Source organism: Streptomyces sp. NEAU-174 (assembly GCF_052665095.1).
In genome coordinates, this window is sequence record NZ_JBQTCE010000031.1 from 55,512 (window position 1) to 78,005 (window position 22,494).

Here is a 22,494-nt window from a genome sequence, read left to right on the forward strand (position 1 = left end):
GATTAAAGAACATGTCAAGGAGATTCCTTGGCGTGGAATGTCAGCGGTGATTCGCCCCAGCCCCAAGGGCATTCGTGTGTCGCGTCGTTGACGCCGGGAAGAACTGTGGCCAATCCTGTGGCCGACGGGCCCGCAGTTTCCGAGTGGGGAACGCGCAGGGCGTCGGGAGGAGGAACTCCACTGGTGAGGATCCGTTGATGCGCATCGTGGTGGAACACGACCTGGAGATACCGCTGCGGGACGGCACCGTATTGCGAGCTGACCTTTATCGGCCGGATTCCCGCGTTGCCCTGCCGACGCTGATCCGCCGTACCCCCTACGGCCGTGTGGGCGAACCCGCCGGACCCGGGCTGGACACCCGGCGGCTGCTGACGGCCGGCTACGGTCTGCTGGTCCAGGATGTTCGCGGCCGAGGTTCCTCTGGCGGGGAGTTCGAGCCGTTCTGGACCGAGGGCGTGGACGGCGCCGACACGGTCGGCTGGGCCGCGGCACAGCCGTGGTGCGACGGCAAGGTCGGCATGCTGGGGCGCTCGTACGAAGGCAGCACCGCGCTGCTGGCCGCGGGCCATGCCCCAGAGGCGCTCCACGCGGTCTCTGCGTACATGGCCGGATCCGAGTTCCGGGAGGGCTGGTGCTACCAGGGCGGTGTGTTCCAGCTCGGCTTCGTCCTGCACTGGGCCCTGGCCGACCTGCTGCTGCCAGGGCTGCTGGCGGCCGGCCCCGGCAGCACGGATGCCGGGGCGGAGCGGGTGTTCCACGCCCTTGACTCCATCGAGGACCTGTACCGGGCCCCCGACCTCGCCTGGAAGCTCCTGGACGAACTGGTCCCGTACGTGCGGCGGTGGCGCGAACACCCCCGGCCCGGCCCGTACTGGCGGCGCGCGGCACCCAACCAGACCTATCGGGCCATGCGGGCGGCCGGACTGCACATCGGCGGTTGGTACGACATCTTCCTCGGCGGAACGCTGGAGAACTACGGAGGAGGACGCCGGCACGGCGGTTCGGCCGCGGCGCGCGAGCACGCCACGCTGGTCGTCGGCCCCTGGTCGCACTGCGTCCGCGGCGGGGTGTTTCCCGGACGGCGCTACGGGGTCCGGGCCGACGACCAGGTGCTGGACGTGACCGGGCTGCACATCGACCACTTCGACCGGACGCTGAAGGGGACGGGCGGCGCGCCGAGGGAGCGGGTGCGGCTCTTCCTGACCGGTGCCGACCGCTGGCAAACCTTCCTTGACTGGCCGGTCCCGGACGTCAGGCCCACGGCGCTGTACCTGGCCAGCGGAGCCCGGCACGCCAACTCCGCGACGGGCGACGGCGCCCTGCTGCCGGATCCGTCCCCCGCGGCCGGCGCGGACCACTTCCTCCACGACCCCGGCGACCCGGTGCCCACCGCCGGTGGGGCGACCCTGATGACCGGCATGTTCGTCGGCGCCGACTGCGGGCCGCGGGACCAGCGGGCCGTGGAACGCCGCGCCGACGTGCTCTGCTACACCGGCGCACCGCGGACCGCCGCGCTGACCGTGGTGGGCGAGGTGACGCTCGTCGTGTACGTCTCCTGCTCCGGGCCTGCCGCGGACGTCGCGGCCAAGCTGGTGGACGTGGCACCGGACGGCCGTGCCGAGATCCTCTGTGATGGGATCCGCGCTGGCTACGAGGGGTGCGCCGACGGGCCGCCGTCACCCGGCCGGACCGTCGAAGTCACCGTCCGGCTCGGCGCGGTGGGCCATGTGTTCGCCCCCGGCCACCGGGTACGGCTGGAAGTGGCCGGCAGCAACTTCCCACGTTTCGAGGTCAATCCCGGCACCGGTGGCGACCCGGCCGAGCCTCGGACCCGGCCGTACGAGACGGTCACCGCCACCGTCCACCACGGCCGGCCACTCCCTTCCCACCTGCTGCTGCCGGTCCTCACCACCGGCTGAACACCTGTGCCGCGGACGGGCGTCAGGCACCGACCAGACCGGCCGCGCCCGCAGCGGGGTGTACCTCGGCGAGGACGGCCTGACCTTCACCGCCCGGCTGATGAGCGTGCTCGGGGGCACGGCGCTGGACATCGGCTCCGGGCTGACCACCGGCGCGTCGGCCGACCGTGGGCCGCACACCACCGCCATCGACATCAGTCCGGCGCGCGTGGCCGCCACGGCAGCGCTGAACGGCTCGCCCACCGCGTCGAGGCGGCCGTGGCCGACGCGATCCCGGCCCTGGAGGGGAGTGACCGCTATGACGTCATGGCCTCCAATCCGCCGGGCGTGGTGGTGCCGGACTCACTGGGTACGGACCCGGCCGTCACCGTGCAGGCCGGACCGGCTGGGCCCGGGGCGGTGCGGTCCGGCCGGAGCCGCCGGCCGAGGACGCCTCCCGGCCGCCCCGGGTGTGGCCGGCCTGGACTGGACGGGCCATCTGAGGCTGGTGCGCGAACGCTGGGACGAGGCTGTCTCCGCCGCCCGTCTGCACGGGTATCCCGACGCGGTGGTCGCGGAGGTGTTCGGCGACGCGTGGAACGGGACCCGGTGCACAGCCGTGGTCTGTACGCGTTCCTCAGCGCTCTGCCCGCAATGCGGTAGCGGACCGGTGGCGTGCGCGGTGTGCCCGGCCGGGGCACACCGCGCGGTGAAGGGGTCAGTCCTCGTGGCCGTCATCGCCGAGGACTTCGCTCCCCCCGGCGTGCACCACGAGCGTGTGCACGGTCGCCTTGGTGGTACCAGGCTCTTCCCAGACGCCGCGCACCGCCCACTCCCGGGCCGGGGATCCGCGGGTCCACAGCACCTCCGCGGACCGCAGGGCGCGCCCCCGGCCGGTCTCCCGCCCGTACCACCGCCGGAACTCGGACGTGTGCCACAGGTGGAGAGGGACCCACCGCTCACCGGCCCGCCGGCGCGCGCCCGCACCCAGGCGACGCAGGGACTCGGCGACGGCCTCGTCCAGCGAGTCGGCGACCGGGACGGCGTGTTCGCGGGCGAAGTGCAGCAGGTACTCGTTGCGCTGGGCCTCCAGCGGAGAGCCGAGGACGGCCCGGCCCGAGTGGTGCCAGGCGCCCCACTTGACGTTGGTGACCAGGCCGGGGAGTTCGGGCAGGGCGCGCGGCACATAGAAGAGGATCACGTCGCTCATGCCCATCGCCTCCTCCTCCCACGCGATGTGGTCCTCGTAGGAGAGCGGCCGACCCGGTTCGGGCTCGGGCAGGAAGACCACGGGTCCGTCGCCCCCGGGCCCACGGTCCGCGACGAGTTCGCGGATCCGGCGGACGGCCTCGTCCCGCCAGAGCGGAGTGTCAGGGTTCCGCGCGGTAGGGCCGCAGAGGTAGAGGGAGGCCGACCATGTCCCGGGGAACGGCTCTCCGGCCCGGACGACGGTGATGTCAGCGGGCACGGCCGGCTCCCACGGGCCGGGAGGTGTCGCGGGCCGCCTGGCCCAACCGGGCGGCGGTCCGCATCACCTCGGCCGTGGCCCGCCGGTGGGACCCGGGATCGGTCGAGCGGCGGACCAGCAGACTCACCGAGGCGACCGTGACGGCGCCGCGCTGTACGGGCGCGGCCACCAGGTCCCAGCCCGGCAGCGCCGACGGGGTGCGGGCATGGTTGAGGTCCCGGATGCGGCGCAGGGTGGGATCGCCCGGAGCGGCACCGGGCAGCCACGCGAGGAGGACCAGCCCGGCGGCGTCGGTGTGCAGCGGCGCGCGGAACAGCGGGCCGGAGCGGTCGCCGTCGGCAAGTGTGCGCGCCAATGCGCCGGCCGAGTCGTAGCAACAGCACAGACTGACCCGCAGCGGGGGCCGGAGTATGACGGGCACATGGATGAGCGCGGCGTCACCTGCGCGGCCGCGCATGGCGGACAGTTCGGCGTGCAGGCTCTCCAGCGAGACCGGCAGGTTGACGAGCGGGCCGGTGACCGGGCTGACGGCGGAGGGGGCCAGCCGGTACCTGCCGTATCCGGACTGGAGGACCGCGCCTTCGCGGACCGCTGACTGGAGTATGCGGTGAGCGGTGGAACGAGCCAGCCCGGTGAGGCGGGTGAGGGTGTCGAGGGAATGCGTGCCCGGACCGAGCGCGTCCAGCACCCGAAGCACGCGAAAGGCCCGGTCAGCGGCCGTTTTGGGGGAATCTTCCGAAGTAGTGGACACAATCCTCCCAGCAGACTGCACATCGGTGCGAGTGTCGGTGTGAGTATCGGTGCTACAAGAGATATCCTTCCGGGCCGCCATTCCCGTCCGCAATGAAGGCGTCATTTCCAGAACCAATGGCTTCCGAAATGCTTCATGCGCAACGGTGGATGCCGTGGTGGAGGTCCTTCGGTCCGGTGCACCACTCGTTCTTCTCCGCAACGAACCGTCCCGCAGAGGCACATTTCGGCCACCCGGGGGCGGCCAGCATTTCAGGTCGGCACGGGAGGCCGTTACTAACCTCTTTTCCATCGGTCCACGCCAAGGGGCGACCCTTGACACGGAATCACCTATCGGGACATGATCGGAGCGGCCGTGGCCGTCTTTGGGTTCAGCCTGGAGGGAAGGTCTTGAGTGCAGGACACTCAGGTATAGACGAGGTAAGGAAGCACCTTGGCCGATTATTGAGAAAATGCCGCGCCCGGGCTGTGGTCGATCCCGGTGATCCTCGCACTCAGGGGCGCCGCCGGGGCATTTCCCAGGAAACCATGGCCGCCCTCCTCGGCTGTTCCACGCGATGGTACGCGACGCTGGAGTCCGGACGCATGAAACATCCGACTCCGGAATTCCTGGAAAGCGTGGTCGCGGTCCTGCGGATGAATGACCAGGAGCGCCAGTTCCTGTTCCTCTACGCCACCGGAGAACTCCCCACGGCCACCGGACCGGCCGACTATGTGCTCCATCCCGGCTGGGCCCAACTGGTCGAGCGCCAGCCCCATCCCGCCTGCATCTACACCCGGCGCTGGGACCTGATCGCCGCCAATGCCGGCTATCTCGATTTGGTTTTCGGGGCGGGGGCCGGAAGCGTGGCCGAGCTGCCCGACCGTAACGTGCTGCGCTGGGTCCTGCTGAACAAGGCATGTCGCTCCGAACGACTGGTCGACTGGCGCGACAGCTGGGCGGCCCCGATGCTTGGTGAACTGCGTGCCGCGATCGCGGCCGATCCCGACAGCCAGGATCTGATGACCCTGCTGGACAGCCTGTTGGCCGACCCGGTGGTGAAGGACCTCTGGGACGCGGAGATCGGAGTCTTCCGCACCCACCCCGACGGCACGATGCTGAGCATCGATGACCCGGCCCACGGCCGCGTGGAGTTCACCATCCTCGCGGCGAACGTCATGCACGCCAGGGACCTGCGCTTTGTGACGCTCATGTCCACCGGGCCGGACTCCTGCCCCGGCCCGGTGGGGGGCCGGGGCACCGCGCCCGCCTACCTCTGAACCAGGAATGGCCCCAGGGCCAGGGCATCGAGCGGAGCACGGGCGAAGGTGGCCAGGGCGTCGTGGGGTGAGCAGACCACGGGCTCGGCGTTGCCGTTGAAGGAGGTGTTCAGCACCACCGCCCGCCCGGTGCGCTCCTCCACCTGTCCCAGCAGCCGGTGGTAGAGCGGGTTCGCCCCCGCCGAGACGGTCTGCGGACGGGTGGTGCCGTCCACATGGGTGGCTGCCGCGAGGTACCTCCGGTGCCGCTCGGACACCGGGGTGGTCACGATCATGTACGGCAACGGCCGGTCCAGCCCAAGGAGTCCGGGCGCCGACTCCTCACGCAGGCTGGGCGCGAACGGACGCCACCGCTCACGGTCCTTGATGGTCAGGTTGATCCGGTCCTGCTGCTCGGCGGGGTACGGCACGGCGAGGATGCTGCGATGTCCGAGCGCCCGGGGACCGCCCTCGCTGCGCCCCTGGTACCAGCCCGCGATCCCCCCGCCGGCGAGAACGTCCGCCGTGGCCACCGCGATGTCGGCCGGTTCGGTGTAGGGCGTCCCGGTCGCGTCGAGCACCTGCCGGACGGCGTCCGGACCCCACTGCGGCCCCCACGCGACCGTGCCCGTCATGGGCCGGACCCGTTCCCCGGCCTGGGAGGCGACCCAGCCGGCGGCGCCCAGGCTCACCCCCTGGTCACCCGCGAGCGGCTGGACGAAGAGGTCGTCCACCTCCGGCAGCCGCATCAGCTTGCCGTTGAGCGTCGCGTTGAAACCCACGCCGCCGGCCACCAGCAGCGTCGACTCCCCGCTGTCGCGCAGCAGTCCGCGCACCAGGGCGAGCACACACTGTTCCAGCGCCTCCTGCGCGGTGGCTGCCAGGTCGCGGTAGTCGTACGGGTCACGCGCGGTCCGCCTGGTGTAGCGACCGAGCAGCGGATCGAAGCCGCGGGAGACGGCGTTGGGCGGCAGGGTCAGCGTCTTCTCCAGCCGGTTCATCCACAGCCGGATCGTGTCGTCCTCCTCGTCGGTGCGGCCGCGCGAGAGCAGGTCCTCCGGCACGGCATCGACGCTGTAGCCGTCCCCGTGCACCTGCAGCGCGCCGCCGAAGGTGGTGTCCCCCGGGGTCCCGTACGGGGCGAGCCCCATGAGCTTGCCGGCGGCGTCGGCACCCAGACCGGCGTACTCGCAGACCGCGGCGTAGAAGTACCCCAGCGACCACCCCGGCGAGATCGACCGGAGCAGCTTGAGGCCGCCACCGCTGCCGACGGCCAGGGTGGCACTCTCGTTCTCGCCCTGCCCGTCGAGGATCAGCACCGCCCCATTGTCCCGGCCCGAGAAGTAGTAGGCGCTTGCGGCATGGGCCATGTGGTGCTCGACGAAGATGAGCCGGGGGTCCCGGCGCCTGGGGAAGACACCGCGCGGCAGCAGGAAGTCCAGCGCCTCCTCCGGGGTGGGGAACCAGTCCAGACCGCGCCGGGCGAACAGCGTGGGCATCTCCCACCCGTGGGCGACGAAGTCGATGTCCTCGATGGACAGCCCCGCCTCGGCCAGGCACCACGCGACGGCGTGATGCGGGGCCTGGCCGTAGGAGTGCTTGCAGCGAGTGAAGCGCTCCTCCTCGGCGAAGGCGACGACCTCCCCGTCGACAAGCAGGCAGGCCGACGCGTCGTGGCTCGCCCCCGGCCATCCATTCACACCGAGAATACGCATGGAATTCTCCTCCGAGTGGTACCCGTGGGGCCTCGCTATTGACAGCGATCCGCCCTCGTGTCAAAACTTGGGAAGTGCCCGCAGAATAGGGAATTCATCCCTGGCGGGTTTTCCATCCCATTCCTTGCTGGAATTGGATTCTCACTTTGAGTGGGCATCGACCTCCTGTCAAGAGAGGTCCCACGATGCCTGCCCGGTTTCTTCGCTTCGATCTCGTCGGATCGGGAGGTCTTCCGGATGCTGCATGTTCGAAACGCCGTCGAAGAACCACTGGAAAATATTTCGGATACCGGCCGGAATGCGTCGGCCGACTTCCATCAGGACTGGGAGCGCCTGCTCTTTCTGCGTCGGCAGGGGGTCGCCGTGCGCTTCACCGAGGTCTGGAAGGACACCCGGCGCCTGGCCACGATGCTGCTGGAGGAGAGCGACGGGTCCTGGTTCATGTGGAAGGGCCCGACCGGTGTGCCCGACCCGGAGGTCCTGGGCCGGCTCCTCACCGACATCGCCCGGCTGTCGCCAGTCACCCTGGTGCTCCAGCCCGCGTGGGCGCTGCCCGGAGTACTGGCCGAGCACGGTTTCCGGCTGGGCCCGGAGTTCACCACACTGCTCGTCGACGCCACCGGTACCGACGAGCAGATCCTCGCCCGGATGCGCCCGAGCACCCGTGGCCGGGTCCGGCGGGCCCTGCGCCACGGCTTCACCTTCACCGACGACCCCGGACTGCTGGACCGGTTCCACCCGTTCTACACCGCGGCCATGTGCGACGCGGACTCGCCCGACTTCGCCCCGCTGGAGTACCTGCGGGATCTGCTGGAGCTGGAGCGTGTTCATCTGTTCGGAGCCGTGTATGGCACGGAGATGGCGGCGGGTTCGGTGTGTCTGGTGAACGGTGACGCGGTGGAGTCCCGCTATGTCGCGACCAACCCCGCGTACCGTTCCCAGGCGGCACTGAACTTCGTCCACTTCAAGACCATGAAATGGGCGGCCGAGCGTGGGCTGCGGCATCTCGATCTGAGCGGTATCGACACCGGGGAGACGAGCGAGAAGACCCGGCTGATCAACCGCTTCAAACTCGGCTTCGGCGGATCGGAGTTCCGGTACGCCACCTATTCCCGCTGAACGGGAAGCGGGGCGGGCGCGGGCGTGCGGAAGACCGACAGGTCGGCCACGGGCTCGATGACCCGCCCCCGCTCCCGATGGGCCCGTCGCAACCGGGTCCGCTGGGCCGGGGTCAGTTCCGGACAGTGCTGGGGAACGGCCTGGAGCATCCGGGTACGGCGCGCGGTCGCCGGCATCCGGTGGCGCACCCCGAATGGGTCCCGAAGCAGGTGGTAGAGCGTCCCCGTGTGGTACGTGGCCTGGAGCAACGCGTAGAAGGCCGCGGCGAGCGGCCCCTTGGCCCGCGCGCAGCCGAGCAACGTCCGCGCCGAGTCGTACAGCCGCCACAGCACGGGCACGGTCGGCGTGGTGAAGACGCCGAGCTGCTGGCCGATGCCCTCACCGATGCCGTAGCGCCAGTAGCTGCGAAGGTTCTGCAGACCGTGCTGGGCGTCGTGGTGGATGACCGCGTCGGGCAGGTGGACCACGGGGATCTCGGCGAGCTGGAGCCGGAAGTCGAACTCCCGGTCCTCACACCAATGGACCAGCGGGTCGTAGTGGTACCCGCCGATATGGTCGGCGACCCGCCGGTCGTAGATCAGCGGCGGGGAGAGGGCGCTGACGTAGTCCCCCTCGTCGTACTCGCGGACCCGGGCGGTGAGCAGGCTCAGCACCCCGCCCCCCACCTCGTACACCACCTGGCCCTTGACCACGGGGTGTTCGAGCACCGCGCGGACCATCATCCGCACCACGCCCGGGGCGAAGACGCAGTCGGAGTCCATGTAGAGCAGGTACTGCCCGCTCGCCGCCTCGGCGCCCGCGTTATAGGCGGCCCCGAGGTTGCCCGAGTCGGGGATCTCGGTGATCACGAGTGGGCGCGGGTGGCCGGCCGCGATGCGGCGGATCTCGTCCGAGGCGCCGTTGAGCGCCAGCACGATCTCCACCTCAGGCTCGTCCACCGACGCGATCGCTTCGACGATCCTGACGTCGTCCTTGAGCGCGATGACGATACTAGTCCTGGCGAGGCCCGCGGCGAGTTCCGCCTCGGTGACGGTCATCCTCTTCCTCTCTCTCCTGGTCGTTGCTCCCGCTGTTCCCGCCGCGCGGTCACTTCCTGCGCAGCACATAGACGTGCGTGGTGTGGCTCGGGGAGTACGCGTCGCTGTCGATGTTCCGTACGGCGACGGTGTGCAGCCCGTGGGCGCGGGCGACCTCCTCCAGGGTGAAGGGGTCCACCACGTACTGGATGTGCGTCTCGCGCCACAGGACCTCACCGCCGCGGCTCAGGGTGAGCACAGTCCGGCTCCGGTCGTGCGCCCGTTCCCAGACGTGCCGGCGGTGCAGCGTGTGGCCGTCCTTCTCCTGGGAGTACTCCAACGCCGCCCAGTCCGCGGAGAGCACCTTGCGCGTGGAGTAGTCGAAGACCATGTGGCCGCCGGGGCGCAGCGCGTCGGCCGCACTGGCCAGGCAGCCCGCCAGCGCCTCGGGCGGCAGATAGTTGAGGGCGTCGAACCCCGACACGACGAAGTCGAAGGCGCCGCCCGGGAAGCCCTCGCCCGCACGGAAGTCGGCCATGTCGCACACGATCTGACGGCCCTTCGGCACGTTTCCCCAGTCGAGCATCTCCGGGGAGCGGTCGAGCGAGGTCACCTCAAGCCGGGGCAGCAACTCGCCCAGGACGCGGGTGCCGATGCCCGTACCGGCGCCGAGGTCCAGGACCCGGCCCGGGCCGTCGGCGAATTTGGCCAGGTCCGCCGCGATTCCCTGCCGCCAGGTCTCCCTCGCGGTCTCGCCTTCGAACAGCTCGTAGGTGGCGGCCCACTGGGTGTAGGCGATCGGCATCGGCTTCCTCCTGGATATCGGTCGGTGCAGGATGGTCGGTCGTGCGCGGGCGCTCCGGGCGCCCTGTGGCGCTGTCAGCGGAACCGTGAGCCCACCGGCCGCACGGCGCCGCTGAGTCCGAGTGGCAGCCGGTCGAGGACCTCGTACGCCATGGCCTCGGCGCGGGCCGCGTCGGTCCCGGTCACGATCACCCCGGCCAGCGGGTCCGCCCCGCCGCTGTACGGCGGCAGTGTCGCGCCCACCCGCAGCTCACGGCCCCAGAACAGGTCGTACACCTGCGGCGGTGTCCGGACGGCGGCGAGGTCGCCGACCCAGTCGACGGTTCCGCCGTGGGCGGGGAGGAAGCGCTGGACGACGGCCTGCCCGCCACCCGGTTCCAACTCGTCCAGGACGAGCGAGCGGCCGAGGGCGAGCCGTACCACGTTGGGGAGCGGATCGACCCCGGTGCCCAGCGGCATGATCTCGGTGGCGATCCGCGCGCCGGTCATCCGGCAGGTGATCTCCAGCAGGTGGACACGGCCGTCCGCGGTGCGCAGCACGTCCGTGTTGACCACGGCATCCCTCAGTCCGAGGGCGCGGACTCCGGCCCGCACCGTGTCCACGACGTCGTCCACCGCGCCCGGGGCCAGCGCCGAGGGCATGGTGTCGCCGCCCTCGAAGAAGTGCGGCGCGAACTCCTCCTTTCGGCCGTACTCGCGGTCGGCGAAGCCGGTGACATGGAAGGTGCCATCGGCCACCAGCCCCGCCACGGTGTGCTCGGTCCCTTCCAGGAACTCCTCGATCACGATGCGGCCCGTCTCACTCAGCCGCAGCGCCTCGCGGATCCGCTCCGGCGCGGTGTCGGGCGCGTCGAGCTTGGCCACGCCGGCCGAGCCCGACAGGTCGCGCGGTTTCACCACGGCCGGCAGTCCGATGTCCGCCAGGGCCGCCAGCGCGCCGGACAGGCCGTCGGCGGCCCGGTTCCGCGGCACCGGGAGTCCGGCGCGTTCCAGCACCGCCAGCCGCCGGTCCTTCAGATGGCACTCCAGAGCGGTCTCCTCGTCGACGCCCGGGCAGCCGAAGCGGCGGGCGAGCCTGGCGACCACGGGCGGGTTGTCGTAGCCGAGCGACAGCACACCGTCGGCATCCCGCAGCCCGGCCGCACTGACGGCCCGGCGTACCGCCTCGTGCCGCCCGGGGTCGGCCACGAGCACCCGGTCCGCCACCCGGGTGACCCGTTCCGTCGGTCGGTCGGTGATGACCACGAGCTCAAGCCCCATCTCCTTCACGGTCGCGAGCGAGCGATCCATGCCGGAGCCGATACCGCACACCACGAGCCGGTCGGCCATGGCTCCTCCTCCGATCGGTGTCCGGGGCGGGACGGGTGCCCCGCCCGGGGCGACTACGAAGCGGGCGGCGCGCCCAGGCTGATGACCTCGAACACCTCGGCGTGGGTGGTGCCGGTGGCGACCGCCCCGCGGTACCGGGCGAGCGAGCGCACCGCGTCGTCCCAGGCCGCGTGGCACAGCTGTGACTGGTAGGCCCGCATCGCCTCCACCTTCTGGTCGACGAACCCGGTGACGTCCTCGGCGTACTGGAACTCCGCCAGCGGCGCCCACACCTCGTAACCGAGGACGAGCCGGGGCATCGGGGCCGGCGCCCCGGTCTCCCCGAAGAAGTCGGAGGTGGCCATCCACAGCGCCTCGGTGGCGAGTCGGTTCACCATGCGGTGCTCCACGTCACCGTCCTTGCGGTGCGGTATGTAGAGGATGTCGGGCCGTACCTCGCGGATCAGCCGAACGAGGTCGAGATGGGCCTTGCGGGTCGGCAGGAAGTCCCGCGACGGCTCGTCCCAGAGCTCCCAGCGGTGCACACCGAGGACGGCGGACGCCTTGCGGGTCTCGTCGGTGAAGTCGGCGTCGCTGCGCAGCCCGTCGTGCAGGCTCCGCTCCCTGGCGATCACGATGGCGACCGTCACCTCGGCGCCCTCGCCGGCGTGCTTGGCCATCGACGCGCCGCAGCCGATGACCTCGTCGTCGGGGTGCGGCGCAACGACCAGGACACGGGTCATGAGGCCCTGCCCTCGGGGGCGCGGCCCAGGCCGATCCACTCGGCCCAGGCGGCGGTCAGCGCCATGCCCGCTTCCAGGGTGGTGGCGCAGCGCACTCCGAGGGCGCGGGCAGCCCGGTCGGAGGTGACCCGCCCGGTGGCGTGGTACAACTCGCTCTCCCAGTCGGGCACCGCCGCCACGGACGCGTCCGCGGGCGCCGCGGTCAGCCCCCGGATCAACCGGATGTGGTCGAAGAACCGGCCCCAGGTGGTGAGCTCCTCGGCCGCGAGGAGGAACCGCCCACCGGCGGTGTCGGGGCGGTGGCAGGCAGCGAGGACCGCGTCAACCACGTCGTCCACATAGACGGCGTTGCACACGCCGCCGTCTCCACCGGATGGCAGGACCGCGAAGTCGGCGGCGGGCCGCTCCAGTTGGGCGGTGGTCCACTGGCCGCCCCACGGCCCGTACACCACGCAGGGCTGGAGGACGACGACCTCCATGCCCTCGCCGGCCGCGGCGAGGGCGAGCCGCTCAGCGGCGAGCTTCTGCTGCTCATACTCGCGGTCGGTGGGATCGACGGCCCGGGCCGGAGCCTCCTCGTCGAACGCACCCTCGGCTGGCGCGTACACCTCGACGGTGCTGAGGTGAACCACTCGGCGCACCCCTGCGGCCCGGGCGGCGGCCAGGAGCCGCGCGGTGCCGTCCACGGTGGCCGCCCAGCGCTCGTCGACATCGCCGGAGCTGCCGAACGCGCAGTGCGCGACAGTGTCGCAACCGTCCAGGGCACGGCCGAGCGCCGACGTGTCGGTGAGGTCGGCGACCCGGAAGCCGAGCCGGTCCTGCGGCAGCGGGGCGAGCCTGGCGGCCCGTCCGAAGCCGCGCACGACCGGGCGTACCTCGGCGTCGGTGCCCAGGACCAGCCGCTCCACGACGCGGCCGCCGATGAAGCCGCTCGCGCCGGTGACCGCGATTCGGCCGCCGACCGATTCGGAGAACTCCGTCGGCTCGCTCATGCCGCGCTCCTCGTTCGGTTGACGGTCCACGGCTGGGGCGCGGCGCGCCGGGCCGGGCCGTGGTAACAGGCGTCGATCAGGTCCACGACCCGCTTGCCGTCCTCGGCCGTGGAGTAGGGCGCGACGGCCCGCGGGCCGCAGGCCGCGGCGAAGTTCTCCAACTGCTCGACGAACAGGGCCTCCCACTCGCCCCGGGCGGGGGCGACGGGGGCGACGTCGCCGCGGTGCAGGACCTCACCGGAGCGGGTGACCAGGGTGCACTCCCCGGCGGGGAAGTCGGTGCCGATGGTCACCTCCGCCTCGGTGCCGGTGATCGTGCAGGAGGTGCCGAGCGGGCGCAGCCGGCTGAGTTCGACGATGACGTCGACCGTGCCGAACCGCAGCCAGGTCCGGCTGTCGCTGTCCAGGCCGCCCAGGGAGTCGTCCTGATGGGCCATCAGGGTTATGTCCGTGCCCAGCCACCAGAACAGGCTGTCGAAGACGTGCGAGCCGGTGTCCGTGAGCACACCGCCGTGGGCCAGCCTGCGGTCGAACATGGACCAGGTGACCGGCTCCCAGCTGTAGGGGTGGCCCTCGGTCCAGTGCACGCGCTTGACGGTGCCTAGCGCGCCGTTGCGGATCAGCCGGTGCACCCAGGCGTACGCGGGGAACAACCGGCGCGGATGGGCCATGGCCAGCACGGTGTCCGGGTGATCCGCCGCGGTCTTCAGCAGCATCTCGGCGTCGGCGGGCGAGGTGGTCATGGGCTTCTCCATGAGCACGTGCTTGCCGTTTCGCAGGAGGTCGTCGGCGAGCCGGGCGTGCCGGGTGTGCGGCACGGCGACTACCGCCGCGTCGAACGACCCGAGCGCGTCCTGCCAGCTGGTGGCCAGGTGGGGGGAGCCGCTGCCGCCGTACTCGCGGTAGACCTGGAACGCCCCCTCGGCGTGCGCCGCGTCGGGGTCCACCAGCGCGGTGAGCCGGGCACCGGTGACCTGGGGCAGCGCGGGCAGATGGCAGGCTCGCGCGGCGGCGCCACAGCCGATCACGGCCAGGCGTATGGAAGACATGAGCACTCCGTTCGGATGACGGGGAAAGTCGACGCGATGGTTCGCGGTCGGGGGACCGCGGGGACATCACGCAGGGTGAAACACCCAGACGTTGGGCTCGGCGTAGGTGGCCGAGCCGTCCGGGTCGGCCTGTACGGGGGCGAGGGCGCCCGGGACCACGTAGCAGCCGGGTCCCGGCATCGGGAAGCCCGCGGCCTGCTCCCAGCGCGCCACCGGCTGGCGGATCACCAGGGACCGTTCACCGACGGCGAGCCGCTCGGCACCCAGCCGCAGATGGGTGCGGAGCCAGGGGTCGAACGGCCGGCCGTCCGGGGTCCGCCAGCGGATGTACTCCGCCATCGGGACCAGCGGGTAGCGGGCCTTGTCGGTGGGCCGTACGGGGATGATCAGCCCGCGCAGCCCGGCACCGGACGCGTCCCCGCGGGCCCGGCGCAGCAGCAGCTCCGGCAGGCCTCGGCCGCGGTGCGAGGAAGCCACCGAGACCGACAGCAGACACAGCGCGGTCGGCCGCTCCGTGAGATCGCCGTCGACGGCGCCCACCAGCACGTCGTCGGCGCCTGCCGGGAGACCGTCCGCTGTCCCGTCCCAGCGGACGGGCAGGCCGTGGGCGGCGGCGACCAGGGTGCCCCGCCCGTCGGTGACGCAGAGCTGGTGGGTGGCGAAGCTGCCGTGCAGGTGGTGCCAACGCCAGTTCCCCGGGGACTCCCACGACATGAAGGCGGGCATGTTCTCGGTCACCAGCCGGTCCGCGGCGTCCGCCAGCCCGGGGGCGTCGCTGAGCCGGCTGACCGTCAGCTCCGCCGTGTCGGCACTCGCGCGCACTGCCGGTCAGCCGATCAGCCGGGAGCCGGCCAGCGCCCGCATCTCACGGGACTTGCGCAGGTCGCTGGTGACGTTGACACGCTTGAGCCAGCGGTCGGTGCCGTCGTAGCGGGCCTGGAAGGGGACCCGGCCATGGACCGCCAGGTGGTTGTTGACGCAGAGCACATCACCCTGCCGCAGGGCGACTTCGCCCAGCGACCGGTCCAGGACCTCGGTCACGGCCTCCAGCGCGGCACGGGCCTGCGGGTCGTCCTCGGGTATTTCCATGAAGTAGGGGTCGAGCCGCATGTATGGGGCGGAGCGCGAGCCGTACAGCACCGCGACCGGTTGGCGGTCGTTGATCAGCCGCTCGATCGTGGCGAAGCGCCTGGCGGACTCCTCGTTGTCGCCGACCGAGTTGTTCTTGGGCAGGTGGGACTCGTCGGGGGCGATGTGGAACCGCTTCCGGAACAGCACCTCGACGTGCTCGGGGGCGAGGGCGTCCAGGTCCAGTTCGCCGACGGTGGTGGCGACCCCGTCGGGGTTGCGCAGCGCCGAGAGCAGCAGGTAGTCGCCGCGGTAAGGGTGGAAGGCGTCCTCGGTGTGCCAGGTCAGGAGTTCGGAGCTGCCGGTGCCGAGCTGCTCGTGCTCGTGCTTGCGGATCGGGAACACGTCGTGGACGAGCCGCCCGTCCTGCTGGGTGGACCAGCCGAACGGCTCGCCTATGACGGCACCGTAGAGGAGCAGCAGGATCTCCTCGGGGAACTCCGCGGCGGGCCGGGCCCGGCCCCGCCAGTGCTCTGGGGTCGGGCCGATGCGGCCGGTGTCGATCCGGTGGCCGCGGAGCACGCAGTGGCCGTGCTCCTCCTCCAGCGCGAAGGCGCGCAGGAACTTGCGGGTGCGTTCGGGCAGCAGGGCCGCGAGGAACGGCAGGTCGAACAGGAGCCTTGGGTCCTCGGGCGAGGCGTACTTCCCGGCCAGCTCGATGCCGAGGTCGGCGGAACGGTGCGCTTCCTGCGGGGTCAGTTCGAGGACGTTGCTGGTGCCGGTTGCCATGATCGCGGATCCTTTCGGGCGCCCTCGGTGGCGAACGGGGCATACGGGTACGGCTGCGGGTTGGGATGACGCCGCGTCAGGTGTGGTCGCTGAGGTGCCTGGCGAGCCGCCGGGGCGTGGGACAGTCGAACAGTGTGGCGACACGCAGCCCGGCGGCCGCGGGCACGTCCGTCCGCAACGCGGTCACCAGGCGCATCGCCAGGATCGACTGGCCGCCGTGGGCGAAGAAGTCGTCGTCGGGGCCGAGCGCGGGCGCCGCGAGCACGTCGCGGAACCGGTTGAGCACGACATGCAGGGGCTCGTCCACGGTGGGCGGTCGGACCGTCCCCGGCTCGGCGCCGGTCTCGGGCGGCGTACACACGGAGGCCGCGGTCGCCGCCAGCGCTGCCGTGTCCACCTTCCCATGCGGGTTCTTGGGCAGGTCGGCCGTCCAATACAGCCGGGTCGGTACGGCCCAGTCGGCGAAGGCCGCAGCGGCCGGCCCCACCACCTCCTTGCGCTGCTCGTCGGTGAGCCGGGCGGCGGTGCCGCGCTCCGGGGCCAGCGTCCGGTCGGCCGGGACCAGGCAGGCGATCAACGAGGTGGTGTCACCGGGGTCGAGCAGGACGACGGCCTGGGCGACCCCGGGCGCGGCCTCCAGCGCCCGCTCCACCGCGGCCGCCTCCAGGCGGTGGCCGCGCACCTTCAACTGGCTGTCGATCCGGCCCAGGAACTCGAGGCCCCCGCCCGGCAGCAGCCGGCCCAGGTCCCCGGTGGCGTAGACCCGCTCTCCGTCCGCCCACGGGTCCGGGCGGAACCGCAGCGCGGTCTGCTCCTCGTCGTGCAGATAGCCGCGCGCCAGCGAGGGGCCGGCGATGTGGATCTCGCCGGTCCGGCCGGGCGGCAGCACCCGCCCGTCGGCCCGTACGGAGACGGCCGCGTTGGACAGCGCCGTGCCGATGGGCACTTCGGTGGCGTCCCCGGGCAGCCGGCCGGTGTACATGGTGGAGGTCACCGTGCACTCCGTCAGCCCGTACACGTGCACCAGCGCGGCCGGCTGGCGGCGCTGCCAGGTTCGGTAGGCGCCCGGCTCCATCCGCTCGCCGCCCACGAGGACCGCCCGGAGCGCGGCGGGGGTGGTCTCGTCGGCGGTGTCCAGCCAGCGGGCGTACTCGCGCCAGTACTGGGTCGACAACTCGGCCACGGTCACCTCGCACTCCCGCAGCACGCGGTGCAGCTCCGGCGGTTCCAGCGGCAGGGTGTCGGGCCTGCACACCACGGCGCCGCCGGCGGCGAGGACGGGGAAGACCTCCTCGATCACCACGTCGAAGCCGAGTGAGGCGATCTGCAGCCAACGGTCGGCCGGGGTGAGGAGCAGCCGCTCGGCCACCGCGTCGGCGAACCCAGCGAGCGCACGGCGCTCGATCACGATGCCCTTGGGCCGGCCGGTGGACCCGGAGGTGAACAGGATGTAGGCCGGCTGCGTGGGGGCGGCCGGGCCGCCGATCGGGGGCCCGGCTGGGGGTCCGGCTTCCATGGTGGCGAGGTCCAGACACGGCGTACCCGGCGGCAGCGGAGGGCCCTGCCGGGTGCTGTCGTGGAGCCAGAGCACGGCGTCCACCCGGGCGACCAGATCCTCCCGGGCCTCCGGCGGCAGAGCGGGCTCCAGGACGGTGAAGGCGGCGCCGGTCCTGAGCGCGGCGAGCATGGCGAGGACCGCGTCCCGGGGGCGGTCGAGCGCCACGCCCACCACGCTTCCGGATCTGGCGCCCCGCGCGGCAAGCACCGAGGCGAGCGTGCCGGCCCGAGCATCGGCCTGGGCGTAGCTCCAGCGGGCCGTTCCCTCGATCAGGGCCGGTGCCCCGGACCGGGTGGCGACCTGGTGGTCCCACCGGTCGAGGAAGTCCGGCTGCCGCCCGCTCATCGCCCGCCCCGCGCGCCGCGCAGGAAGCCGGAGAGACGGTCGAGACCGGCGGCGAACTCCTCCTCGGCACCACCGAATCCGAGCCGCACCCCGTGCGGGAGGTCGAAGGCCGTGCCGGGCACCAGGAGTGTTCCGGTCCGGTCGAGCAACTCTAGGCAGAACCGCTCGACATCGGCCACGTGCGGAAGTTCCAGCAGCCCGCAGACGCCGCCGTGCGGACGCTGCCAGGCTACGACGTCCGCATGCCGATCGACCCAGTGGTCCATCAACCGCAGGTTGCGCCGGGCCTGTTCGGCTCGGGGGCCGATCAGCCGGGGCGCGGCGCGCACCGCATGGAGGGCGATGCGTTCGACGAGGGGAGAGAGGAAGAGCGTCGTGCGGTCACGCAGCGGAAACGTGCGCTCGATCAGTTCCGGCGCGGCGATGCACCAGCCGAACCGCAGTCCGGGCAGGCCGTACACCTTCGAGAAGGTTCCGTACGAGACGGTGTGCGGGTACAGCATTTCCGGGTTGGGTAACGGATCGGCACCATGGGTGATTTCTGCGAAAGCCGCGTCCCAGACGAGCAGGGCGCCCGAATACGCCACCCGGTCGAGAAATTCGCTGTATCCGGCGCGGGAAAGGCTGAGACCGGTCGGATTGTGTGGGAAGTTCGCCACTACGGCCTTGGTTCCCGGCCCGATCGTGTCGCGCAGTACGGCGTCGGGAAAGGACCCGTCGGACAGCTCTCCGAGTGGCAGGGTACGAATCTCGCAGCCGCGCTCCCGAGTGAAGTGGCCGAGCGAGTGGTAGAGCGAATCAGACAGCACCACCCGGTCGCCGGGCTCCAGGAGGGTCCCCAGGGTGAGCGCGATGGCCTCGCTCGAACCATGAGTGACCATGACGTGCTCGCGGCGCCCCCCGGCGTACCGGTCGGCGATCGCCTGCCGCAGCTCCGGCGAACCCTGCGAGGTGCTGTCGTCCATGACGATGCCATCGAGCTCGTCGTGGCCGATTCCGGCGATGCGGCGCAGTTCCGCGAAAGAATACGGCTGGACCCCGCTGGAACTGATATCCAGTTCGGCCCTGTCCAGATATCGCCGGTACCACTCTTCCAATACCGGTGGTGTCGGCAGACTGGTCACTGCGCCGTCGATGCTTACGGGCGACAAGGGGACTCCCGAATCGAGAACGGAGGTAGCGGGGCAGTGGTCGCGCTTCATCGGAAGCAAACCCGACGTCTACTGCGGTCCGCAAGCGCTTCCGGTCCTCATGGAGTTCACCTTCCATCGGGCGGAAACTTGTTTCGGGACGATTACCGCCGGGGCAGGGCGGGGCCATGGAGGCATCAGCGCTCAGCGTTCCGCAACTCGTTGACCGCGCCGTCCGGCACGGCATCGCGGTGGTCCCCGGCTCGGCCGTGGTGGACGAGTCCGGCTGGGACTTCCGCGTCGTGCACTGCCGCGATGAGCACGGCCGGAAGTGGATCCTGCGCTCCCCCCGCCGCGCGCAGGTGGTCGCGCCCGCGGCGGCGGAGGCCCGGCTGCTGCGACTGCTGCGCGACCGGCTGCCGATCCGGATCCCCGAGTGGCGGGTGCACACTCCGGAGTTCACCGCCTACCCGCGGCTCCCGGGGAAGGCCGCCGGAGCGGAGGACCCCCGCTCGCTCCGCTACCACTGGGCGGTCGACCCGCTCGACCCCGCGACGGAATATCTGGGCCCCCTGGCCGGTGTGCTGGTCTCGCTGCACGCCCTGCCGCCCACGACGGCCGGCCTGCCGGACACGGGACCGTACCGGGCCCGCGAGCGGATCGCCCGCCAACTCCACGAAGCCCAGGCCGCGTTCGGGCTGCCCCCCGGCCACCGAGCCCACTGGTCGCGCTGGCTGGAGAACGACTACGGCTGGCCGACCGCGACGGTGCCCGTCCACGGTGACGTGCACCCCGGCCACACACTGGTGTCCCGCAGACCGGGCGGTGGGGTCCGGCTCGCGGGCCTGCTCGACTGGACCAACGCCCGGGCCGACGACCCCGCAGCGGACTTCGTGGACCTGTACCACGCGGGCGGTCCCGCCGTCCTTGACGCGCTGCTCGCGGCGTACCGGGCACAGGGCGGCACGGTGCGGGAGGGAATGCGCGAGCACATCGCGGAACTGGGCGACTTCCTCTGGGTCCGGGTGGCCCTGCTGGGCCTGCGCACGGACCGCCCGCATCTGGTGGCGACGGCCAGGGCCCGGCTCCGGGAGCTCGGGACGGTGTCCTGATGGTCCCGCCGCCGGGACTCCTGTGCTCCGGCTCGCCGTGGGGGGCCAGGGTCGGCTTGGGTCAGGGCGGTGTCGATGGCGTCCACGGCGTCGTGGGCGGCTTGCTGGGTGAGGTTGCTGTAGAGGTTGGCCGTGGTGGAGAGGGTGGAGTGCCGCAGGGTTTTGGAGACGACGGCGAGCGCGGTGCCCGCGGTGATGGAGAGGGTGGCGGCGAGGTGTCGCAGGTCGTGCAGGGTGATGCGGGGGCCCCTGCTTCTTTGGCGCGTCGGCGGAAGCTGTCCAGGACAGTCCCAGGCCGTAGCGGACGGCTGTCGGGTTGTTGATGGCCGCGAGGGTGTAACGGACGTAGAGCACCCCTTCGTTGAGATGCACGTCGTGCCAGTGGAGGGCGAGCGCTTCCCCTTTGCGCATGCCAGTGCCGATCAGGAGTTCGCACACATCTGCGATGAGTGGGTCGGTGTGGTGGCAGCAGCGCAGGAAGCGGGTTGCTTCTTCGGCTGTCCAGATCCGTCGCTCGGCGGTGGGTGGTCGGGGCAGGATGGCGGGGCGTGCGGGGTTGTGGGTGAGGCGGTGCTGGCGGACAGCGTCGCCCATCGCGCTGGAGAGCGTGGCCAGGCACCAGTTGACGGTCACTCTGCCACGACCTGCGGCCAGTTGGGTGTGAACGAATCCGGCGATGTGGCGGTGGCCGAGCTCTGGGGGTCAAGACATCCGATGCGGATGATCTGTCAAGCGGCGGCTTCGGGACGGGGGTTTGTCGGTGCGGGGAATGCGGTTGCTTCGTTGTAGCGGATGTTGTGGGTCAGGCAGTGATGGAGGCATCCGAGCAGTCGGTTGAAGAGGTTGCGTTGGGCGGCGGTGTGGCGGTCTTTGGCCTTGCGTCGGCGGTCGTAGTGGGCTCGGGCGCCGGGTGAGGCGGTCAGGGCGGAGAAGGCCCAGACGTAGCCGGCCGAGGCCAGGCGCTGGTTCTTGACCCGGCGGGCGAGGACGGCGACGTTTCTTCCGGATGCCCGGGTGATGGGTGCGGCTCCGGCGAAGGCTTTGAGGCCTTTCGCGTCGGTGAAGCGGGATCGGTCGTCGCCGATCTCGGCGAGTACCCGGGCGCCGGTGAGTGAGCCGAGCCCTGGGAAGCTGGTGATGATCTCGGCGTCCGGGTGTGTGTCAAAAGATGCAACCGCTGCTTGGGCGAGGTCGTCGGCGCTGGTGCAGGCTGCGTCGAGCTGGCGTAGCAGGGCGGTGGTCTGGCGTCCCATGGCCTGTTCGACCAGGGGGAGTTGTCTCATCTGTGGGGCGCGGAGAGCGGTGTGGAGGCGGTGGGCTTCGGTGTCGATTCCGCGCTTGCGGCCGGCCTTGGCAAGGAGTGTGCGCAGCTGGGTGCGGGTGAGTTTGGCTGCTTGGGCTGGGGTGGGGGCAGCGGCCAGAAGCGTGCGGGCGATGGGGGAGCTGAGGCCGTCGCGCAGTGGTTGGGTGGCGGTGAGGAATCCGGGGAAGTAGGCGTGCAGGTGGGAGCGGAGTTTGTTGCCGGCTTGGGTGCGGTCCCAGACGGCGTCTTGCTGGGCTCGGGCCAGGATGGTGATGGCCTGAGTGAGCTCGCTGTCGTGGGGGAGGGGGCGGTGGGCTGCGGCGTCGGTGCGCAGGATGTTGGCCAGGACCATGGCGTCGAGGTGGTCGGACTTCTTGCGGGCGACCGTGTGCCGGTCGCGGTAGCGGGCGGCGGCCATCGGGTTGATGGCGTAGACGGGGCGTTGCGTGGCGCGGAGGCAGGCCACCAGCAGGCCGCGGGAGGTCTCGATCGCCACCGGAATCGGAGCATCTTCGGTGTCTCCGTGCGTGGTGAGCAGGTCGAGGAGTTGGTGCAGGCCGGCGGCGTCGTCGCCGATGCGCGCCCGGGCTAACAGGGCTCCGTCCTGGTCGACCAGGGCGACGTCGTGGTGGTCGCTGGCCCAGTCGATCCCACAGAACACTTTCATGGTCATGGTGTTGTGCGTGTCCTCTCGGTCGGGTTGCGTGTTGCTGCTGGTCGCAGTCGTGCGGGGGCACGCGTCTCCCTAATGGAAGGGCTCGATGGCCCGGCATCCGATCAGTCGTTCGTGACCCCAGCTGCCCGCGGGTCCCTCGGTCTGGGCCGGAACTCACAGGTTCCAGGCGTCGTGAGAGGTGGTTCCCGCGAGGGGCTTGGACCACGAACACCAACGATCGGATCATCGGTCTGGTTGCGTGCTCGCGGGGTGGTGGCGATGGACGGGGCCGAGGGCCGAGTCTTGACCAAGGGATCTGGTCCCTGGGGTCGCATACGGCTTCCCCGGCTCCGACCGCCGCCACCACACCGGACGGCCTACGGGTTCGTAGTGCCCCATTAGGGGTCGCAGGTTCAAATCCTGTCGTCCCGAC

18 protein-coding genes are annotated in these 22,494 nt (G+C 71.3%); 4 read left to right on the forward strand and 14 right to left on the reverse strand.

The features are described 5' to 3' along the window. Positions 1 to 197 precede the first annotated feature (197 nt). Positions 198 to 1,919: a CocE/NonD family hydrolase gene (locus tag ACT2CW_RS47800; RefSeq protein WP_445521128.1), complete on the forward strand. Its 1,722-nt coding sequence runs from the start codon at positions 198 to 200 to the stop codon at positions 1,917 to 1,919. A gap of 697 nt (positions 1,920 to 2,616) precedes the next feature. Here ACT2CW_RS47800 and ACT2CW_RS47805 read toward each other — a convergent pair. Then, positions 2,617 to 3,366, reverse strand: coding sequence for a nucleoside 2-deoxyribosyltransferase domain-containing protein (locus tag ACT2CW_RS47805; protein ID WP_445521129.1), 750 nt, complete (start codon positions 3,364 to 3,366; stop codon positions 2,617 to 2,619). Beyond that, the gene (locus ACT2CW_RS47810) at positions 3,356 to 4,222 is read right to left on the reverse strand and encodes a helix-turn-helix domain-containing protein (RefSeq protein ID WP_445521130.1); all 867 of its coding nucleotides are present in this window, start codon (positions 4,220 to 4,222) and stop codon (positions 3,356 to 3,358) included. Before ACT2CW_RS47810 ends, ACT2CW_RS47805 begins: the two co-directional genes overlap by 11 nt. A gap of 44 nt (positions 4,223 to 4,266) precedes the next feature. Between ACT2CW_RS47810 and ACT2CW_RS47815 the strand changes: the two genes are divergently transcribed. Then, positions 4,267 to 5,376 (forward strand): helix-turn-helix transcriptional regulator, encoded by a 1,110-nt coding sequence (locus ACT2CW_RS47815; protein ID WP_445521141.1) that lies wholly within the window; start codon positions 4,267 to 4,269, stop codon positions 5,374 to 5,376. On the opposite strand, the gene ACT2CW_RS47820 is transcribed toward ACT2CW_RS47815, so the two are convergent. Continuing rightward, on the reverse strand, positions 5,367 to 7,070 hold the full coding sequence (locus tag ACT2CW_RS47820; RefSeq protein WP_445521131.1) for a carbamoyltransferase family protein: 1,704 nt from the start codon (positions 7,068 to 7,070) through the stop codon (positions 5,367 to 5,369). The two genes, ACT2CW_RS47815 and ACT2CW_RS47820, sit on opposite strands and share 10 nt — an antisense overlap. 237 nt (positions 7,071 to 7,307) lie before the next feature. Between ACT2CW_RS47820 and ACT2CW_RS47825 the strand changes: the two genes are divergently transcribed. Continuing rightward, positions 7,308 to 8,189 (forward strand): GNAT family N-acetyltransferase, encoded by an 882-nt coding sequence (locus tag ACT2CW_RS47825; RefSeq protein WP_445521132.1) that lies wholly within the window; start codon positions 7,308 to 7,310, stop codon positions 8,187 to 8,189. Here ACT2CW_RS47825 and ACT2CW_RS47830 read toward each other — a convergent pair. The 10 genes from ACT2CW_RS47830 to vioD form a co-directional block, all read right to left on the reverse strand. Beyond that, on the reverse strand, positions 8,177 to 9,226 hold the full coding sequence (locus ACT2CW_RS47830) for a glycosyltransferase family 2 protein (protein WP_445521133.1): 1,050 nt from the start codon (positions 9,224 to 9,226) through the stop codon (positions 8,177 to 8,179). The two genes, ACT2CW_RS47825 and ACT2CW_RS47830, sit on opposite strands and share 13 nt — an antisense overlap. Before the next feature lie 49 nt (positions 9,227 to 9,275). Further along, positions 9,276 to 10,010, reverse strand: coding sequence for a class I SAM-dependent methyltransferase (locus ACT2CW_RS47835; RefSeq protein WP_138911771.1), 735 nt, complete (start codon positions 10,008 to 10,010; stop codon positions 9,276 to 9,278). A gap of 74 nt (positions 10,011 to 10,084) precedes the next feature. Then, a complete protein-coding gene (locus ACT2CW_RS47840) occupies positions 10,085 to 11,338 on the reverse strand; it encodes an ATP-grasp domain-containing protein (RefSeq protein WP_445521134.1) in 1,254 nt (417 codons plus the stop codon). A gap of 53 nt (positions 11,339 to 11,391) precedes the next feature. Beyond that, on the reverse strand, positions 11,392 to 12,060 hold the full coding sequence (locus ACT2CW_RS47845; protein ID WP_138911773.1) for a PIG-L deacetylase family protein: 669 nt from the start codon (positions 12,058 to 12,060) through the stop codon (positions 11,392 to 11,394). Continuing rightward, positions 12,057 to 13,052: an NAD-dependent epimerase/dehydratase family protein gene (locus tag ACT2CW_RS47850; protein ID WP_445521135.1), complete on the reverse strand. Its 996-nt coding sequence runs from the start codon at positions 13,050 to 13,052 to the stop codon at positions 12,057 to 12,059. Before ACT2CW_RS47850 ends, ACT2CW_RS47845 begins: the two co-directional genes overlap by 4 nt. Further along, entirely contained in the window at positions 13,049 to 14,101 is a 1,053-nt protein-coding gene (locus tag ACT2CW_RS47855) for a Gfo/Idh/MocA family protein (protein ID WP_445521136.1), read from the reverse strand. The genes ACT2CW_RS47850 and ACT2CW_RS47855 overlap by 4 nt, the downstream gene beginning before the upstream one ends. Positions 14,102 to 14,167: 66 nt before the next feature. Continuing rightward, entirely contained in the window at positions 14,168 to 14,923 is a 756-nt protein-coding gene (locus ACT2CW_RS47860) for a hypothetical protein (protein ID WP_240812617.1), read from the reverse strand. A gap of 6 nt (positions 14,924 to 14,929) precedes the next feature. Then, on the reverse strand, positions 14,930 to 15,958 hold the full coding sequence (gene vioC, locus ACT2CW_RS47865) for an arginine beta-hydroxylase, Fe(II)/alpha-ketoglutarate-dependent (protein WP_138911774.1): 1,029 nt from the start codon (positions 15,956 to 15,958) through the stop codon (positions 14,930 to 14,932). A 76-nt stretch (positions 15,959 to 16,034) separates the two neighbouring features. After that, positions 16,035 to 17,861: a non-ribosomal peptide synthetase gene (locus ACT2CW_RS47870; protein WP_445521137.1), complete on the reverse strand. Its 1,827-nt coding sequence runs from the start codon at positions 17,859 to 17,861 to the stop codon at positions 16,035 to 16,037. Beyond that, a complete protein-coding gene (gene vioD, locus ACT2CW_RS47875; protein WP_445521138.1) occupies positions 17,858 to 18,985 on the reverse strand; it encodes a capreomycidine synthase in 1,128 nt (375 codons plus the stop codon). The genes ACT2CW_RS47870 and vioD overlap by 4 nt, the downstream gene beginning before the upstream one ends. A 194-nt stretch (positions 18,986 to 19,179) precedes the next feature. Between vioD and ACT2CW_RS47880 the strand changes: the two genes are divergently transcribed. Continuing rightward, complete coding sequence (locus tag ACT2CW_RS47880; RefSeq protein ID WP_445521139.1) at positions 19,180 to 20,103, forward strand: macrolide 2'-phosphotransferase; 924 nt, start codon at positions 19,180 to 19,182, stop codon at positions 20,101 to 20,103. 728 nt (positions 20,104 to 20,831) lie between these two features. Here ACT2CW_RS47880 and ACT2CW_RS47885 read toward each other — a convergent pair. Then, on the reverse strand, positions 20,832 to 22,073 hold the full coding sequence (locus ACT2CW_RS47885; protein WP_445519886.1) for an IS110 family transposase: 1,242 nt from the start codon (positions 22,071 to 22,073) through the stop codon (positions 20,832 to 20,834). Between the last annotated feature and the right edge of the window lie 421 nt (positions 22,074 to 22,494).

What these genes read in the sequence shown, in the direction of transcription:
- ACT2CW_RS47800 (WP_445521128.1), top strand. Translation starts at nt 198, where the DNA reads ATGCGCATCGTGGTGGAACACGACCTGGAGATACCGCTGCGGGACGGC.
- ACT2CW_RS47845 (WP_138911773.1), bottom strand. Translation starts at nt 12,060, where the DNA reads ATGACCCGTGTCCTGGTCGTTGCGCCGCACCCCGACGACGAGGTCATC.
- ACT2CW_RS47810 (WP_445521130.1), bottom strand. Translation starts at nt 4,222, where the DNA reads ATGACGCCTTCATTGCGGACGGGAATGGCGGCCCGGAAGGATATCTCT.
- ACT2CW_RS47840 (WP_445521134.1), bottom strand. Translation starts at nt 11,338, where the DNA reads ATGGCCGACCGGCTCGTGGTGTGCGGTATCGGCTCCGGCATGGATCGC.
- ACT2CW_RS47880 (WP_445521139.1), top strand. Translation starts at nt 19,180, where the DNA reads ATGGAGGCATCAGCGCTCAGCGTTCCGCAACTCGTTGACCGCGCCGTC.
- ACT2CW_RS47885 (WP_445519886.1), bottom strand. Translation starts at nt 22,073, where the DNA reads ATGAAAGTGTTCTGTGGGATCGACTGGGCCAGCGACCACCACGACGTC.
- ACT2CW_RS47815 (WP_445521141.1), top strand. Translation starts at nt 4,267, where the DNA reads ATGCCGTGGTGGAGGTCCTTCGGTCCGGTGCACCACTCGTTCTTCTCC.
- ACT2CW_RS47855 (WP_445521136.1), bottom strand. Translation starts at nt 14,101, where the DNA reads ATGTCTTCCATACGCCTGGCCGTGATCGGCTGTGGCGCCGCCGCGCGA.
- ACT2CW_RS47830 (WP_445521133.1), bottom strand. Translation starts at nt 9,226, where the DNA reads ATGACCGTCACCGAGGCGGAACTCGCCGCGGGCCTCGCCAGGACTAGT.
- vioC (WP_138911774.1), bottom strand. Translation starts at nt 15,958, where the DNA reads ATGGCAACCGGCACCAGCAACGTCCTCGAACTGACCCCGCAGGAAGCG.
- ACT2CW_RS47870 (WP_445521137.1), bottom strand. Translation starts at nt 17,861, where the DNA reads ATGAGCGGGCGGCAGCCGGACTTCCTCGACCGGTGGGACCACCAGGTC.
- ACT2CW_RS47835 (WP_138911771.1), bottom strand. Translation starts at nt 10,010, where the DNA reads ATGCCGATCGCCTACACCCAGTGGGCCGCCACCTACGAGCTGTTCGAA.
- ACT2CW_RS47825 (WP_445521132.1), top strand. Translation starts at nt 7,308, where the DNA reads ATGCTGCATGTTCGAAACGCCGTCGAAGAACCACTGGAAAATATTTCG.
- ACT2CW_RS47850 (WP_445521135.1), bottom strand. Translation starts at nt 13,052, where the DNA reads ATGAGCGAGCCGACGGAGTTCTCCGAATCGGTCGGCGGCCGAATCGCG.
- ACT2CW_RS47820 (WP_445521131.1), bottom strand. Translation starts at nt 7,070, where the DNA reads ATGCGTATTCTCGGTGTGAATGGATGGCCGGGGGCGAGCCACGACGCG.